13 protein-coding genes and 2 pseudogenes are annotated in these 17,053 nt (G+C 31.4%); 14 read left to right on the top strand and 1 reads right to left on the bottom strand.

What is annotated here, in order from left to right:
- Positions 1-125: 125 nt before the first annotated feature.
- From yqeK to DN392_RS31225, 8 genes and pseudogenes are all read left to right on the top strand, one after another.
- Positions 126-734 carry a bis(5'-nucleosyl)-tetraphosphatase (symmetrical) YqeK gene (gene yqeK, locus DN392_RS16690; protein WP_048566376.1) on the top strand — a complete coding sequence of 203 codons (609 nt, stop codon included), beginning with the start codon at positions 126-128 and terminating at the stop codon, positions 732-734.
- Between the two features lie 13 nt (positions 735-747).
- On the top strand, positions 748-1,422 hold the full coding sequence (locus tag DN392_RS16685; protein WP_048566375.1) for a DUF3885 domain-containing protein: 675 nt from the start codon (positions 748-750) through the stop codon (positions 1,420-1,422).
- Positions 1,422-2,159 (top strand): 5'-methylthioadenosine/S-adenosylhomocysteine nucleosidase, encoded by a 738-nt coding sequence (gene mtnN / locus DN392_RS16680; protein ID WP_074650815.1) that lies wholly within the window; start codon positions 1,422-1,424, stop codon positions 2,157-2,159. The genes DN392_RS16685 and mtnN overlap by 1 nt, the downstream gene beginning before the upstream one ends.
- Before the next feature lie 15 nt (positions 2,160-2,174).
- Positions 2,175-2,810 carry an SDR family oxidoreductase gene (locus DN392_RS16675; RefSeq protein WP_000446314.1) on the top strand — a complete coding sequence of 212 codons (636 nt, stop codon included), beginning with the start codon at positions 2,175-2,177 and terminating at the stop codon, positions 2,808-2,810.
- 102 nt (positions 2,811-2,912) lie between these two features.
- The gene (locus tag DN392_RS16670) at positions 2,913-3,761 is read left to right on the top strand and encodes a GNAT family N-acetyltransferase (protein WP_000617081.1); all 849 of its coding nucleotides are present in this window, start codon (positions 2,913-2,915) and stop codon (positions 3,759-3,761) included.
- A 108-nt stretch (positions 3,762-3,869) separates the two neighbouring features.
- Entirely contained in the window at positions 3,870-4,244 is a 375-nt protein-coding gene (locus DN392_RS16665) for a hypothetical protein (protein ID WP_001059013.1), read from the top strand.
- Between the two features lie 199 nt (positions 4,245-4,443).
- Positions 4,444-4,827: pseudogene (locus DN392_RS31230) on the top strand (M4 family metallopeptidase); the annotation flags it as partial.
- Positions 4,828-4,834: 7 nt separating this feature from the next.
- Positions 4,835-5,254: pseudogene (locus DN392_RS31225) on the top strand (immunoglobulin-like domain-containing protein); the annotation flags it as partial.
- Positions 5,255-5,552: 298 nt separating this feature from the next.
- On the opposite strand, the gene DN392_RS16650 reads toward DN392_RS31225, so the two are convergent.
- Positions 5,553-6,779, bottom strand: coding sequence for an AraC family transcriptional regulator (locus tag DN392_RS16650; RefSeq protein ID WP_000162861.1), 1,227 nt, complete (start codon positions 6,777-6,779; stop codon positions 5,553-5,555).
- Positions 6,780-7,347: 568 nt separating this feature from the next.
- On the opposite strand from DN392_RS16650, the gene DN392_RS16645 reads away from it, so the two are divergent.
- From DN392_RS16645 to DN392_RS16620, 6 genes are all read left to right on the top strand, one after another.
- Positions 7,348-9,009, top strand: coding sequence for a SpaA isopeptide-forming pilin-related protein (locus DN392_RS16645; RefSeq protein ID WP_081257693.1), 1,662 nt, complete (start codon positions 7,348-7,350; stop codon positions 9,007-9,009).
- A gap of 92 nt (positions 9,010-9,101) precedes the next feature.
- A complete protein-coding gene (locus DN392_RS16640) occupies positions 9,102-9,905 on the top strand; it encodes a class C sortase (RefSeq protein WP_080496991.1) in 804 nt (267 codons plus the stop codon).
- Positions 9,906-10,058: 153 nt separating this feature from the next.
- On the top strand, positions 10,059-12,299 hold the full coding sequence (locus DN392_RS16635) for an MSCRAMM family protein (protein WP_088321607.1): 2,241 nt from the start codon (positions 10,059-10,061) through the stop codon (positions 12,297-12,299).
- Between the two features lie 119 nt (positions 12,300-12,418).
- Entirely contained in the window at positions 12,419-12,979 is a 561-nt protein-coding gene (locus DN392_RS16630) for a class I SAM-dependent methyltransferase (protein WP_000985676.1), read from the top strand.
- A gap of 265 nt (positions 12,980-13,244) precedes the next feature.
- Entirely contained in the window at positions 13,245-13,724 is a 480-nt protein-coding gene (locus tag DN392_RS16625) for an SRPBCC family protein (protein ID WP_064056248.1), read from the top strand.
- 79 nt (positions 13,725-13,803) lie between these two features.
- The gene (locus DN392_RS16620; RefSeq protein WP_071742508.1) at positions 13,804-16,974 is read left to right on the top strand and encodes an ATP-binding cassette domain-containing protein; all 3,171 of its coding nucleotides are present in this window, start codon (positions 13,804-13,806) and stop codon (positions 16,972-16,974) included.
- Positions 16,975-17,053 lie beyond the last annotated feature (79 nt).

Raw genomic sequence — 17,053 nt, 5'->3', positions numbered from 1 at the left:
AATGATTCGCCATAAAATTTCATGTAACGTATAAAAAAGGGATTAAAACATTCATAACGAATACAAATAAAAAGGATATTTAAATACAGCGTTATATTGAATATTAGGAAGAAAGGTGACTTGAGATGTTATATATGGATATATATTCATTTACTCCAACTGGAAAAATTGAAAATGATATAAAATCGTTTCTATTAAAATACAATAAAGAACTTACTTATAAACATTCAATTCGGGTGGCAAAAGAAGCCCGTAAAATTGCGAGTACGTATCATGTAAATGAAGAAAAGTCAGCGATTGCAGGATATTTACATGATATTAGTGCAATCTTTCCAAATGAAGATCGGGTTGCAGTTGCTGAACAATTTGGAATAGAGATATTACAAGAAGAACGAGAATTTCCAATGATTATTCATCAAAAGTTATCGAGAGTAATTGCAAAAGAAATATTTAAAGTGGATGATGAAGAAATCTTAAATGTTATTTGCTGCCATACTACACTACGTAAACATGCAACGAAAATGGATTTAGTGTTATTTGTTGCTGATAAAATAGAATGGGATCAAAATGGAGCACCACCATATTTAGTAGAAGTAAAAAAAGAATTAGAAAAATCTTTAGAACATGCTGCTTTTGCATATATTTCATATTTGTGGGATAGAAAAGACACGTTGAAAGTTATACATCCATGGCTAGAAGAAGCATATTGGCAGTTAAAAGAAATTGTAGAGTAGAAAGGAATTAAGAATGCAATTAAAAGAATATATGAATGAAACATTCCCTGGGGTTACATTAGTACCACATATATACTTTCAGTGGAAAAATCATCTGCATTTTAACTTTGGGAAAGGGAAATATCAAAATGTAGAAGGAACCGACGATGTAAATATGGAATACTTCTCTCAAATTTATACATATAATAAATACTTATTTGAAGATATATTTTCAAAAGAAGATGAAGTGTTTTTAGTAACAAATGTTTATCGATTTAAAAAGGAAAATATGAAAAATTCACAGAAAATAAATGTATATAATAAATTTATTAAAAAGAGGGATTTAAAGTTCCAAATAAAACAAAAAACAGTACCTTTTCTATTTGAAGATGAAGAAGCTGATTTATATTGTACATATCAATTTTCATTAAAATGTTTTGCTAGCGATATAAAGTATAAACCACTTATTCAAGCTGCGAATCATGAAGATTTTCCAGGTCTTAATCCTCGTTTTGGACGTAAGGAAGAGATTTCTTATCCAGATGTATTTCTCATAAATGTAACGAAAGATATTATCATGTTTATTTACGATGATAGAGGATGTGAAGTAATTGCGAAGAATAAAGAAACAATACGAAATTTATATGAGAAATATAAAGAGTGGATTCCAGATTATGAACGAGAAAGTATAGATAAAGTATTTACATGATAACAATAGGGGAAGTGAAGCGTGTAATGAAACGTATTGCAATCGTATCCGCATGGGAACCAGAACTTACGTATTTGCATCAATATTATCCAAGTGAACGTATTGAAAAACGAGCAGCTTGGGAATTTCATTTTCACTATATTAATAATATGGAAGTTATCTCCGTAATAACTGGAGTTGGGAAAGTAAGTTGTGCTAGTTGTGTGCAATTATTAATTAGTGAGTTTCAGCCAGATGAGTTGTTTATGACAGGAATATGCGGAAGTCTATCAAATAAGGTGAAAAATGGACATATTGTAGTAGCCCTTAATGCAATACAACACGACGTTACTGCTGCTGGTTCAGGGGAAGATATTTTTAATTTATATAATGGTAGGACAGCACCTATTGAAACAACAAAGTCACTTGTAAGAAGAATAAAAAAGATACGATCTTATGATCCGATTCATTATGGTACATTTTTATCTGGAGATCAACGTATTCGTAATTCGGAAATGAGATATTTACTCCATACTGTATATGGAGCATTAGCGGTTGATCAAGAAGTGGCAGCTTTTGCTTATGTGTGTCAAATCAATAACAAACCTTTTCTCAGTTTAAAAGCTGCATCAGATCAAGCAAATGATAAAACGAAAGAGGAACAAAAAATCTTTAAAATGTTAGCGTGTGAACGAGCGTGCGAGCATTTAATTGCTTTTTTACGTGTACATGAGATTAATGTAGTAAAGAATAGATAGTAAGAGGGGTTAATATTGGAAAGTACAAATAAAATAGCTATTCTAGGTGCAAACGGAAAAGCCGGGAAATTCCTTGTAAACGAAGCGTTAGAAAAGGGATATCAAGTAAAAATATTAACAAGAAATTCTAATAATATCAAAATAACAAATGGAAATTTAGAGATTATTAATGGAGATGCACGTGATTTTGCTTCAATACGGGAATTACTTAAAGGTTGTCGAGCTGTAATTAATGCGGTAGGTCAACCGAAAAATGAATCTTATATTTTTAGCGCAGTAACGAATCATATTCTAGAAGCAATGAAGGAGTTTGAAATAAAAAGATATATTGTAATTTCCGGAGGTTCTTTAAATGTTACAGGAGATCAAAAGGGAATTGTAAATAAAATAGGGGCTACCTTATTTAAAGTTTTTTTATCAAAAATGATGCAAGATAAATATAAAGAATTACAAATTATCCAAAGTAGTGAAGTAGATTGGACAATTGTTAGATTACCATTTGTTATGAAAGGGGAGGGCATTGGAAATATAAAAGAGAGTTTAGTAGATATGCCAGGAATCAAAATACAAAATGGGGATATTGCACCGTTTGTTATAAAACAAATTAACAGTGAGAGATATGTAGGAAAGTGTCCGTTCATTTCAAATTAAGTGGCAGAGTTAATAATTAAAGAATAATGGGTAGAGTGGAACTAGTACATTTCATGTATTTGGACGTTAAGTTTAACACGAGTAAGTGGAGGATAATTTTATATGATTCAATACAAAAGATGCAGTGAAGTAAGTATAGATTTAGTATATGAAGCATTTAAAGATGGATTTTCAGATTACATTATTAAAATGGAAGTTTCAAAAGAAGATTTTATAAAAAGATTTTTTGGACCAGAAGGGAATTCACTAAAACATTCCTTTCTTGCTTTAGACGATGCCAAATCTGTTGGTGTAATACTTGGCGGGATAAAGGATTATGAAAACATAAAAACAATGCGCTGTGGAACATTAGCAGTGCATCCTAATTACCGTGGTATTGGTGTGAGTCCACAGTTATTTGAACTGCATAAAGAAGAGGCGCTTCAAAATGAGTGTAAGCAACTTTTTCTTGAAGTCATTGTAGGCAATGACCGAGCGATTCATTTTTATACGAAATTAGGCTATGAAAAAGTGTACGATCTATCTTATTATAATTTAAAAGATATGACTAAAATAATTAATAAAGATTGTAAGGGAATTGAAGTAAAACAATTAGATTTTCCATCTTTTAAACTTGAAGTTCAGAAATGGTTACACTTCCATATAAATTGGCAAAATGATATGGATTATATCGAAAAAACAAATAATAAATTTTACGGCGCATATGTCGATAATGATTTAAAGAGTGCTATATGTGTGAATGAACAAGGTAAAATTAGTTTTCTTTTCGTAGACAAAGACTATAGAAATCGTGGTATTGGATCAAAATTATTACAAGTAGCAAAAGAAAGCTTACATGTATCAAGTTTATCAATTGGATTTCCAAATAACAATTTACTAGAAGGATTTTTAAAGAAAACTGGATTTGAAAAGAATTCTTTAGCACAATTTGAAATGTATGTTTTGCTATAAAAAGCGGAAGGGATTATTCTTTCGCTTTTTATTTTTGTACTATATTGATATTTTACTTTGTATAATATTCTTTTTTTATGTAGAATAGATAGGATGGGAGGGGATGAAATGAATAATGGATTAAAGTTTAAGATTTTTGAATTGCATTGTTTCGTTCAAAAAACTTATTCTGATATTAAAATAGCATGTGATATTGCTATTTATCAAGAAAACACTTCTAAATATTTAATTTCATTAGGATTTTTAAATAAATCATATATGACATATATAGAATCAAAAAGATTTTATCGTGAAAATGAAGAACTTGTAAGTGTAGAATTTGATAATTTCTTTGATACATATGATAAATTAGAAGAGGAATTAAAAAAAGTTATTTCAACTGAAGACAAGAATCCATCATTGCTACATAGCAGATTTGATCAATTTCAGCAAAAAGTTGAAAATATAAATGACCTAATAAAAGTATTGCAAAACGCTCGTTAAAGAATACTTTTTCTTTTTCATATAGAAAGTATGCATTAAAAACATATTAGGGATATGACATATTGAAGAGGTGACTTTTGTTGATGACAGAAGTCATCTTTTTATAATACAGTTTTGCGTAATGTGATGTACTTTTTATTTTTGATAGGAATACATTTAAGCAGTTTCATATTTTAAGAAATTATACGAGGAAAATAACATGAATAATAAAAAAGAAATAGCTATAGTTGCTTTAACAACAGGATTGGCCTTAACAACTGTGACACCATATGGAGTAGGTTATGCAGAGGAAAAGAGTCAAATGCAAGTTGAAATTCAAGGGGATTCGTTCCGTTCAGGTGAACTTACACAACCATGACAAAAGATGCCTGAGAACGTAGTGAAAGATGCGCTTAAGGAAAAGACGGAGCATGCTTTGTCACCAAAACAAGTTAGTGGAGACGAAGGGGTAGACTACGAAGTTATTCAAAAACGTGGTTCTTATGATGGGAATACACTTGTGCGTATGCAACAAATATATGAAGGTAAAGAAGTATACGGACACCAATTGACTGCTCATGTAGATAAAAAGGGTATTATTAGATTTAAAGCCTACATTAACAGTGCCTGTTGGAGCGACAATTCACGTAGGAGATTCATTCGATCCATTGGAAAAAGTATTAGCTATCGATAAAGAAGACGGTGATCTTACTTCTAAAGTAAAACTTAATGGTGAAATGAATACCTCTAAAGCAGGTACTTACGTATTAACGTACACAGTAACAGATTCTGTAGGTAATGAGGTACATGCAATACAAAAAGTATTAGTGAAGGATAAAGACACTAGCAAAGCTAAAGGTATTACTAATAACGGTAATATCCCGAACAGCATTAATTCTGATAAAAAAGAATCTACATATAAAGAGCTTCCCAACACGGGTGCCAGTACAACTAACAGTGCAACAATGGGCATATGGATGGTTATTGCAGGTACAGTACTCACTTTGGCTCGCAAATTTAGAAAGATATAAAAATAATAGTAGGGATTATTTCTCACACAATAATTATTAGATGAATTTTTTACTTAATAAGATTTTAGTATTTAAGTAGTGTATTTTGCTTCTATAAAAATTTGTGCTTGGACGCTATTTTGCCTACAGACCTACATTACATATAAAGCACGTTACTATTCTCATTCAAATAAAAGAATAGTAACGTGTTTTTTTGCTTTAAAAATAGCCTAAATTCAAAAGGTCATGGGTGTGGAAGTAATTCTAATCTGCCATTGATAAGTTACTAGAAACACTTTGTTTTAATGAAAGTTTAACTCTATATGACAACATGAGATTTTCGATATTTACCAGGTGTTTCGTTAGTGAATTTTTTAAAAATTTTAGTAAAATAGCTTTGATCACTAAAGTTGAGTGAAGCACATATGTCTGATAAGGGATAGGTTGTGAAAGTTAATAATTTTTTTGCTTCTTCAATTCGTTCACGTTGAATGTACTCAATTAATGAAATACCGACTTCTTTTTTGAATAATATAGATAAATAATCCGAATTTACGTTTGCAAATTTAGCAAGTTGTTTAACAGATATTTGATTGTAAATATTTTCAAAAATATAGTTTTTGCAAATAGCGATAGTCTTTGAGTGTTTCTGTACTTTTTGTGCTTTTACACGGTCTGCAAAAGTATAGAAAACATTCCTTAATAAATCCCAAACAGATTCTGCGTCTTTTAAATCCTCTGTCTTTTGGATGTATAGATCATAAATCTTGTAAGCAATCCCGGAAGGAAGTCCTCCTTTTATCGCATATCTAGTAGCAAGTGTGATGGATGAAATACAAATGTTTTTATGACGTCTTAATTGATGGAATGAAGATAAGGATGAAAGAGTCTCTTGTTGGAATTCATAATAATATTTGAGTACGCTTTCTTTATCCCCGTTTTCTATAGCTCCAAGTAGTTGGTTCTCTATATACAAATTATGACAGATGGATTTGTTTTTTTGCATTGAAATATATACATCCTCGTTTAAGATACTGCTATGACTTACATGAAATGAGTCACTGTTATTTGAAAAGGTACTTACATCTGAATTTTTTTTATAGAGAATGTTATAGAACAATATTGCTATATTTACAAAGAAATTTTGATCTTTGACTGACAATGAAAAATAATGGTCTCTTGTTCTTTTATAATTCGAAATAAAATTAAGGTTACTATCCGTTTTACTTGTAGAAAAATTTACATGTGTCAAGGGCCCAATAATAACAGTACCGTTCACCATATAATGGCTCTTTATGTGAATTAAAATGAAGTGCCCTAAATATTGGTGAGTTCTGAAGATAGGCGAATTATATGAATCATTTTTTTGAAAAAGCACATGTAACTGTTCTATTTTTGATTTATAAAACGAATGTGAATCATCTTTTGATGTAAATTCTAAAAGAATATTTTTGTTACAATCTAAAAAACAAACTGGAATTTCAAAATATCGGAAAAACATATTACAAACGTACTCTATCTCAACTAGACTGAGCTTTTTAGTCATATTATTCCTCCTTACAGTTGTGCGTATTAGTTGAATGTTTATATATTCCTTTCTTTCATATGTAGAAACGGAAAAACTTTATCTATAAAAATTATAAACTTCTAAGAATAATACCATAATTTAACATGAACAGCACATATTATTTGAATATACAGGTAATAGTTTTAGGGTGTAACGTAAAATATGAATTGTCACACTTATTCGTTGTTCATTGCTTATATGTATCAAAAATGATTAAGATTGGATTTTAAATAGGGATAGGAGGGGAGAGATTAATGAATTGAAGTGAAGTAATTAATGAAAATTAGCGATAGAAGTAAATGTGTAACGATTTTTGAAGTAGAGATATAAGTGTAATTCAGGAGAAAACTACATATATCATACGGAGAAACAACGTAATAATAGAAAATAAGTAGAGTGAATAAGTGTTTGTAAACAATGGATTGTTGGACGACTATGTTTTAGGTTACTCGTTTAAATCTGGTACTTGGCACACTATTGCTTTTAAGAGGGTAATAGTAATAAAGGGATTTTTAAAATGATAGAAGTTGTAAAGGGGATAAGAGAAATGAAAAAAATATTTAGTGTGCTTTTAGTATTTTTCTTAACATTTTCTACATGGTCTAGTGTATTAGTAAAGGCAGCTTCACCATCCAAAGGTACTTTAACGATTCATAAATATGAACAAGAAAAAGATGGCGCACCGGGGCTAGAAGGTGATGGCTCTGCAAATCAAGAGGTACCAACAAATGCGAAACCGTTAAAAGGTGTAACGTTTGAAGTGAAAAGGGTTGCGTCGTTTGAAAAAATTTCAAACGATGGGAAAATCGTGAAAGAAGATGTGAAGCCTGTAATAGGAGCAACTCCAACTCAAGTAGTAACAGATGATAACGGACAAGCTGTATTAAAAGAACTGCGGCTAGGACGTTATGAAGTGAAAGAAGTGGCAGGACCTCCGCATGTTAACCTAAATCCAAATACGTATACAGTGGATATTCCTTTAACGAATAAAGAGGGTAAGGTGCTAAACTATGATGTTCATATGTATCCGAAAAATGAGATTAAACGTGGTGCAGTTGATTTAGTAAAGACTGGTGCAAATGAAAAAGCATTAGCAGGTGCAGTATTCTCTTTATTTAAAAAAGATGGTACAGAAGTGAAAAAAGAGTTAGCAACAGATGGTAATGGGCATATTCGCGTGCAAGGATTAGGGTATGGGGAATACTATTTCCAAGAGACAAAAGCGCCGAAAGGGTATGTACTAGATCCGACTAAACACGAGTTTTTTATAAAGACCTCCGGAACTATCAACGAAGATGGAACAATTACTTCTGGTACAGTAGTTAAAGTAGAAGTGCAAAACTATGAAGAACCAAATATTGATAAAAAGATTAACGGGGATTTGGAAGCGTTACCAATTAATCCGTTAACTAATTACAATTATGATATCAAAACATTAATTCCAGAAGACATTAAAGAATACAAAAAATATGTAGTAACAGATACTTTAGACAATCGTTTAATGATTCAAGGAAAACCAGTTGTGAAAATTGATGGAGCGGAAGTAAATGCAAGCATTATAGAGGTAGCTGTAGAAGGCCAAAAAGTAACAGCCACAGTAAAAGATTTCACAAAGTTAGATGGTAAAAAAGAATTTCATTTACAAATTAAATCACAAGTAAAAGAAGGCGTACTATCTGGTTCGGAAATTTTAAATACAGCAAAAATTGATTTTATAAATAAAAATGATGTATTTGGAGAAAAGGAATCTAAACCTGTAGTTGTTGTTCCGACAACTGGAATTATCGAGTTAACAAAAGTTGATGGTGCTGATAATAAGAAATTAAAAGGTGCAGAGTTTGTACTTAAAGATAAAAATGGGAAAATAGTTGTTGTGGCAGGTAAAGAAGTCACTGGTGTATCAGGTGAAAATGGTGTTATTAAATGGACTAACATTCCGTATGGAGACTATCAAATTTTCGAAACGAAAGCACCAACATATACAAAAGAAGATGGTAAAACAGCTTCTTATCAATTATTAAAAGACCCCATTGATGTAAAAATTAGCGAAAATAATCAAACGGTTAGATTAACGATAGAAAATAATAAAAGTGGATGGATGCTTCCAGTTACGGGTGGTATAGGAACGACTCTTTTTACTGTAATAGGTCTTGTGTTAATGGTTACAGCGGCATTTGTTTTCTTTAGAAAAAAGGTTGCTAATAATTAAGGTTTTAGGAACATGTAACCATGTGATGTGAAAAGGGGAGAAGTAAAATGCTTCCCTCTTTTCGATATTTTAGTATATACAGAGGTGGAAATATGAAACGAAATCTTGTTTTAGGAGGTATTTTTTTATTTGGTTTAGGTATTTTTTTATATCCTACTATTAGTAATTGGTTGGCGACTCGTGCACATTATTCTGAGGTTAGCTCTTACGATAAGAAGATCAAAGCACTACACAAGCAAGAAATCGAGCGAAGAGAAAAAGAAGCAGCCGAATATAATAAACAAGTTCAAACTTCCATGAAAACATTTGCAGATCCATTTTCTGAAGAAAAAAGTAATCATCAAGCGTATGCCGATGCGTTAAATTTAGGTGATGTAATGGGTTATATTGAAATATCGAAAATTAATATAAAACTACCAATCTATCAAGGGACCTCTGAGGAAGTATTGAGTCGTGGGGTAGGTCATTTAGATTATTCTTCGCTCCCGGTAGGTGGAGAAAATACGCACACTATTTTAACAGGGCATCGTGGTTTACCATCAGCAAAATTATTTACAGATTTAGATAAGTTGAGTGAAGGAGACCGTTTTTATATTCACTCTTTAGACAAAGTTCTTGCTTATAAAGTAGATCAAATTAAAGTAGTTTTACCACACGAAACGGACGATTTAAAAATTGTGGAAAATAAAGATTATATAACATTAATTACATGTACGCCTTATGGAGTAAACACAAATAGATTACTGGTTCGAGGTGAGCGTGTGGAGTTTAACGAGAAAGAAAAACAAAAAATGCGTAAAGAGATATTTATGTTTAATAAGTGGACCGTAGTAGTCTTAATCCTATTATTATGTGTGTTACTAGTCGCAATTTATAAGAAAAAATTAACTCGATAGAATGAATTTATTTATCCTGTATTAATGGGCAGTGGGACCGAAAATCCAGAGATAAGCAAAGAAGGTATATAGAGGATGAAGTAAATCCTCACTGAAAGAAGTTTCACTTTATTCGACTGTAGAAAAAATACGGTAAAGGTGGGAACAAAGGAATTGAGGTTACAATTAAAGTTGGTAAGTATTCATTTTATGGTTTTGTTAATGTTATGTGTAAGTTTTGTCGTCTATGCACCAAAAGAAGCATATGGATCCAGGACTAACTTAGAAGGTCTAGGGGATATATCGCGTTATAATGCTGTTGTCTTTGGTAACCATATAGCAGTAGGTGGCGACATTGAAGGAGCAATCGCAGTTCAAGGTGATATGGATGCATCAGGTTATACGATTGTAGGTGCAGCAGCAGGAACATCTAATATAGTAGGTGAAAAATGGAGTGATGAGGGATATCCATCCTTGTTATTGTCTGGAAAATTTAAAAAATCAAGAGAGGAATCTTTTATTATTCAAAACGGAATAGTCGTAATGACAAAAGAGAGTGATCCAGATCGTATCATACAATCTTATTATGATCGTATCGTTTATAAAGAAAAACTAGAAATTGATGCGAAATTTAATGAATTTCGCAACATAGCCAACCAAGTCAGTAAAAATGCAGGTCAATATAAAACGGATACCCCAATTTCAAATATGAGTTATGGTATTGGAAAAGATATAAACAATCCTAATATTTATGTTTCATCAGAATTGGTAGGGAAAATCAATTTAGATATAAGAGATGTATTTTTACCCAATGCTAAGGATAAAGATTTTATTGTTATGTATTCGGATGCAATAGAGGTTACATTTAAAAATGGGTCCATTCTATATGACACGAACAATATTGGAAGGGCTACGGATATCATTCCTACATCACAACCCTATTCTCCTAAATCACCGTTCACTGAGTTATACGGGAAGGTGATTTGGGTTTTTCCTAATGCAAAAAAGATCACAACAGAGGGATATGGTGTCGTTGGGAGTGTGTTTGCTCCAAATGCTGTATTAGAAACAAAAGGCGGTTCGATTAATGGACAAGCATTTGTCGGTGCAGTACAACAAACTGGTGGATTTGAATTTCACAATTTCAAATTTAACTGGCAACTATGGAACAAACCTAGTACAGGAAAAGTAAAGATAAAAAAAGTAGATAGTAATAATGATAATAAAAAGTTGCTTGGAGCAAAGTTTCATATTGAAGATTCAAATAAAAAAGTAGTTAGTGAGTTTGTAACAGATGAAAAAGGAGAAGCGATATCAAAAGAATTACCAATAGGTAACTATACTCTAGTGGAAACAGAAGCGCCTAAAGGTTATGAATTATTAAAAGATAAAATAGCTATAAAAGTAGAAAAAGATACAGTAGTAGAAATTAAAATAGGAAATAAGAAATTACCAGATCCAATGGGGAAAATGAAGCTAGTGAAAGTAGATACTGGAGATAAAAATATAAAGTTAGTAGGAGCAAAGTTTAAAATTGAAGATTCAAAAGGAAAAGTAGTTGGAGATCTAGTAACAAATGAAGAAGGAGAAGCAATATCAAAAGAATTGCCACTAGGTAACTATACTCTAGTGGAAGTAGAAGCGCCTAAAGGTTATGAATTATTAAAAGATAAAATAGCTGTAAAAATAGAAAAAGATACAGTAGTAGAAATTAAAATAGGAAATAAGAAATTACCAGATCCAATGGGGAAAATGAAGTTAATAAAAGTAGATACGAGCGATAAAAATAAAAAGCTAGCAGGGGCAAAGTTTCATATTGAAGATTCAAATAAAAAAGTAGTTGGTGAGTTAATAACAGATGGACAAGGAGAAGCGATATCAAAAGAATTGCCAATAGGTAACTATACTCTAGTGGAGGTAGAAGCACCTCAAGGTTATGAATTATTAAAAGATAAAATAGTTGTAAAAATAGAAAAAGATACAGTAGTAGAAATTAAAATAGAGAATAGGAAATTACCAAATACGACTGGGCAATTTGAAATTGAGAAAGTTGATGATAAGGATATTAATTTAAAACTAAAAGGCGCTGTATTTCAAGTATTAGATAAAGAAGGTAAAGAAGTTACTAGATTAACAACGGATGAAAAAGGAAAGGTGATTTCCAACCAGTTAGTAATTGGAAAGTATACGGTTAAAGAAATAAAAGCGCCAAACGGATATATGTTACTTAGAGATCCAATAGAAATAGAAATTACAGAAGCGGTAAGGACACAAAAACTAACAGTGAAAAATGTGAAGAATAATTGGGTAATTCCTAATACTGGTGGCAGCGGAACAACAAGTTTTTACGTGACTGGTTTTGTGCTAATGTTTGGTGTGCTATATTTCTGTAAGAAAAATCGTTACATTAGATAGTTTTTAGGGGATGAGTTCGGCATTGTACTAGATTCATGCTACTAAATTTGTTGAAGAAGGAAGGATAATAGTAAATATAGAATATATTAATAAATCGAAATTTTTACGAGGTGAAAGTGATGGCAATAAAACAAGACGAAATTAAAGTAGTAGTCGGAGCCGGGGTGTTTAATAATAATCCAGGTTGGATACAAACGCAAGAAGATGAACTTAATTTACTAGATAAAGTTACATGGGAAGAAAGATTTGAATACAATTCTATTTCAGCTATTTTAGCTGAGCATGTATGGGAACACCTTACTTTTGAAGAAGGTGTAAGGGCAGCAGAAATTTGTTATGAATTTTTAAAGCCAGCAGGGCACATTCGGTGCGGTGTTCCTGATGCATTTTTCCGAGACGAAGCATACCAAAATATAGTTCAAATAGGCGGACCTGGCCCGAAAGATCATCCAGCAGCAAGTCATAAAATTGTTCATAATTATAAAACATTAACGAAAATGTTTGAAGCTGCTGGATTTGAGGTAGTTTTACTTGAATATTGTGATGAAAATGGTCAGTTTTATTACAACGAATGGGATGCAAATGACGGTGTTATTTTCCGTTCGAAAAGGTATGATTCTAGAAATAAAGGCGATAAACTTGGTTTTCCATCGCTAATTGTTGATGCGATTAAACGGTAAATCATTCAACAAAAACAGGAGTAATTCTATAAGTTCAAGAGTCGCAAATGCGGCTCTTTTTATTTGTGCGTAAATCTATAGTTAATGAGGAAACATACATGATACTAAATTTTCAACATGCTATAACTCGATTTGAAAATTTTTCAAATCTTTCTTATAACCATTAACTTTAAATTAATACTTCGTTGACATAAAGATTTATTTTATATGTATATTCGTGTAAAATAGAGTGAGAACATACATTCTGTATAAGGGGGCAATCAAGATGATAGCTGAAATTGGGAAACTAACTGCTGGATATATTGTAAAATTTGAACGACAATTTCCATATACAATAGAGGAAATTTGGTCTGTTTTAACAGAAAACAGTAAGCTTAAAAAATGGATGTCTAATTTACAGATTGAAAGCCTTAAAATAGGTGGAATAATCAAGTTTGACATGATGGACGGTTCATTTATAAATATTGATATTTTAGAGTGTCAAGTAAACGCAGTGCTTGAATTTACTTGGGATAAAGATCGTGTCCGATTTGAAATACATAAAGAGGAAAATGGTACTCTTTTACTTCTTAAAGAATACATTCATGAGTTAACAGATCATACACCGAAAGATATAGCTGGTTGGCATATTTGTTTAGATCTTTTTTCTTCCGTTCTAGAAGGAGAAGAAAAAGAATTTTCTAAAGATGAATGGCAACAGTGGTTTGAAATATATAAGGATAAGGTTCTTGAAGTGAGAGGATAATTACGTAAGATAATATATTTATTATGTAATTATTATATTGTAAAAATAGTTTTCGTGAAAAATAAGAATAGAGGTTAATATGAAAGTAAATCAATTAATTGCTAATAACATAAATAAATTAGATACAGCTATTCCATTTAATAAGTCGTTTGGAATCGCTGGTTTATCAGGATCGGGTAAAACAACTTTTTGCCAAACGATTGGCGAAGAATCAAAAAAACGATTAGTTTCTTTATTGCCAAAGGCTGAATATCAATATTTATTTCCTAATATCATGGAAACAAATTTTAGTGCTATTAAGATGGAGGATATGCCTTTAGTACTTTTTCTAGGAAAATCATCGATTTCTTCCAACCCACGTTCAACAATAGGTACTCATACTGGAGTGTTTACTGAAATTCGCGAAAAACTAGCTGAAGTATTTCATCTTTCCCCTGAGGTTTTTTCGTTTAATAATCAGTTAGGTTGGTGTATTGGTTGTAAAGGCCGAGGCACTACTAAAAATATTGAGTGTAAAAAATGTAAGGGAAAACGTTATAGCGAAGAAATCGAACAACATACGATAGATTTATTTGCTAAACCACATACAATTTCAAATATTAATGATTTAAGTGTTGAGTCTATTCTTTCGTTAGCGGACGAGTTAAATATTAGTGAAGCGAAGCAACATATACTGCAAAATATAATTAATATGAACATTGGCTATTTAACATTAAATCGAATTATGGGTACGTTGTCAGGTGGAGAGTTAACAAGACTATATTTGGCTGAATTTATGGCAGTAAGCGAAAATGCTGTAATTATTATTGATGAGATTTCAGTTGGACTTGATCATGAAACATTATTACAAATATTAGAAGAGATTAAGCAGTTAGGGTGTAAAAATCAAATTTGGCTCATTGATCATTCAGATACAGTACTGGATACAACAGATGAGCAATTGTTCTTTGGACCTGGTAGCGGAAAATATGGTGGACAAATTGTGAAAGAATCGCCAAGACCAAAACCAATACTATCGGATCTAAATAAAGAAGTACCAACAGAATATTATATATTCCAAGAATTATATTGCCGTAATATCCAAATGGCGGAGTTTCAAATTCCTAAAAATAGGCTTGTGACGGTTACAGGAGAATCTGGATGCGGGAAATCTACACTTGTCAATGAATGTTTAGCTACAGATTTCTTGAAACGATATCCCAAAGATAAATTAGTTATGGTAGGACAAGATCGAAATCAATCCATTACAAGTCGATCAACTGTAGCCACTTTCCTAGATATTAAAAAGAAACTCACAAAGTATAGCGAAGAAATTGATGATATTTTTGAGCGTTCGATTGAAGATATTATAGATGAACTTCCAAATGAAGATATTGCGTTTAAACGCTTGAGTCTACTAATTAAACTAGGACTTGGTTATTTAACGTTAGAACGAAAAACACAAACATTATCAACAGGTGAGTTCCAATGTGTTCATTTAGTTTCGGAGTTATTTGCAAACACAAGAAATCCACATACATTATTTATTTTTGATGAGCCTTCAAAAGGTTTATCACAAAATATTTTAAACCAATTTATAGATAGTGTTAGAGGGATATTACAAGATGAATCAGTCTCTATCATCATGATTGAACATAATAGTTATATGTTAGAAAGCTCTGATTATATTGTAGATTTCGGGGAAAGACAGCTTGAATCTATAAAGCATCTTGATGTAGTAAGTCATGAAGATTATTATCGTCAAAAAAGCAGTGTGAATAATGCTGAGCAAATACATATTTCTTCAGCGCTTAAGCATAAAGAAGGCGTTCACTATTTAGAAGAAAATCATATTAACTATTTTAAAAATGCCGAAAACATTTATAAGGGTGGTATTTTAAAAAGTTTATCATCAATGGCCCGTTTAATTTATGGTGAATATGAATCTGATACAATTGCACCTGTTGTTGCTATTGATCTTGAAAGACATTTATATAGTCAATATAGTTTCTTATATGAGATTGGTGGACTAATTAATCATATTGTAGCTGCTCATCCAACTAATAAAGATACGAGAAGTTTTGATTTCTATTCACAGGACAATCATTGTCCATCTTGTTCTGGACGTCTTCAAATTGAAGTTTTCGATAAAGAGATTACAATTCAAGATAAAAATGTTCCATTTTGGGATGGTTTATTTAATCCGGAAATCATGAAAGTATTAAAATTTTATCAATATGAAAAAATAGAATTTCTATTTGAAGAAATTGAAAATGAGCTTGGTCACGATTTATCAAAGAGCTATAATGATATGTCAAAAGAAGAAAAGCATACGTTTTGGTACGGATATTTTGAAAAATCATTTTACGATAAAAAAGGAAAGACACGCAGAACATGGGTAGGATTTAATACGATTATTGGTGGGTATATTGTTATTTCTAAAGCAGCTATTAAAGAAGAAATTAAGTCTTCTAAAGAAATGATGACATGTCCAATTTGTGAGGGAACGGTTTTAAATCATCATAAACCGCTTAAATTTGGTAACGTCGATATTCGTGAAATTATCAATCAACCAGTTGATAATGTGTTGAAGGTAGTCGGTGATTTACCTGTACTTAATAAATTAAAGTCTATAGTTGGTGGCGAAATGAGATTGACAGAAGATGTTTCTTTATTGCCAAGAAAAGCACAAGTTGCACTGAAAATGTTTGAATTAGAACAGGCAAGCTTTTCAAACTATGAAATGGTGTTACAAAATGTCTTACCATTCTGGGACGAAATAAAAGGAAATATTGAATCCATTAGTGTTAATAATCAAGTAACTGTTTGTGATTTCCCTAATGTATATGAAACGAGAGAAAACATTATAGATAAGTATTTCACAAATGGTAAATATAAAAAACTTACGTATGTATACGAAGCGTTTGGATACAAAAAGTTAGTTACCCAAATTAATAAAATTAAAAAAAGTAATCCATGTCCATTTTGTAAAGGAAAGAAAGTTATAACGGAAGATAATCTACATGATGGTGTATTTAAACTAACAATTCCATGTGTAACTTGTAATGCAACTGGTATTAATGACGAAGGGTTAAAAGAAGTTGTTGAAGGCGTGGATGCACAAACATGGTTAACTGGAAAAGTTAGTGATGTTGTGGGTGAGAGCTTATTAACAGAAACTGTTTCGCAAATATCAATTTTTAATCGCATTCGCGAATTGGATAAACGAGAAATGATGGCGGTTTATGAATGTCTTGAGAGTAATCAGTAAAGTTTTATTAGTTTATGTGTTATTGACATAACTTATATAAAACGTATATTCTTTATAATGTTTGTAATAATGCAGTATG

Source organism: Bacillus sp. BB51/4 (assembly GCF_008368845.1).
Lineage (GTDB): Bacteria > Bacillota > Bacilli > Bacillales > Bacillaceae_G > Bacillus_A > Bacillus_A wiedmannii.
Note: the sequence above shows the minus strand (reverse complement) of the source record. Positions and strands in the feature narration are given on the sequence as shown.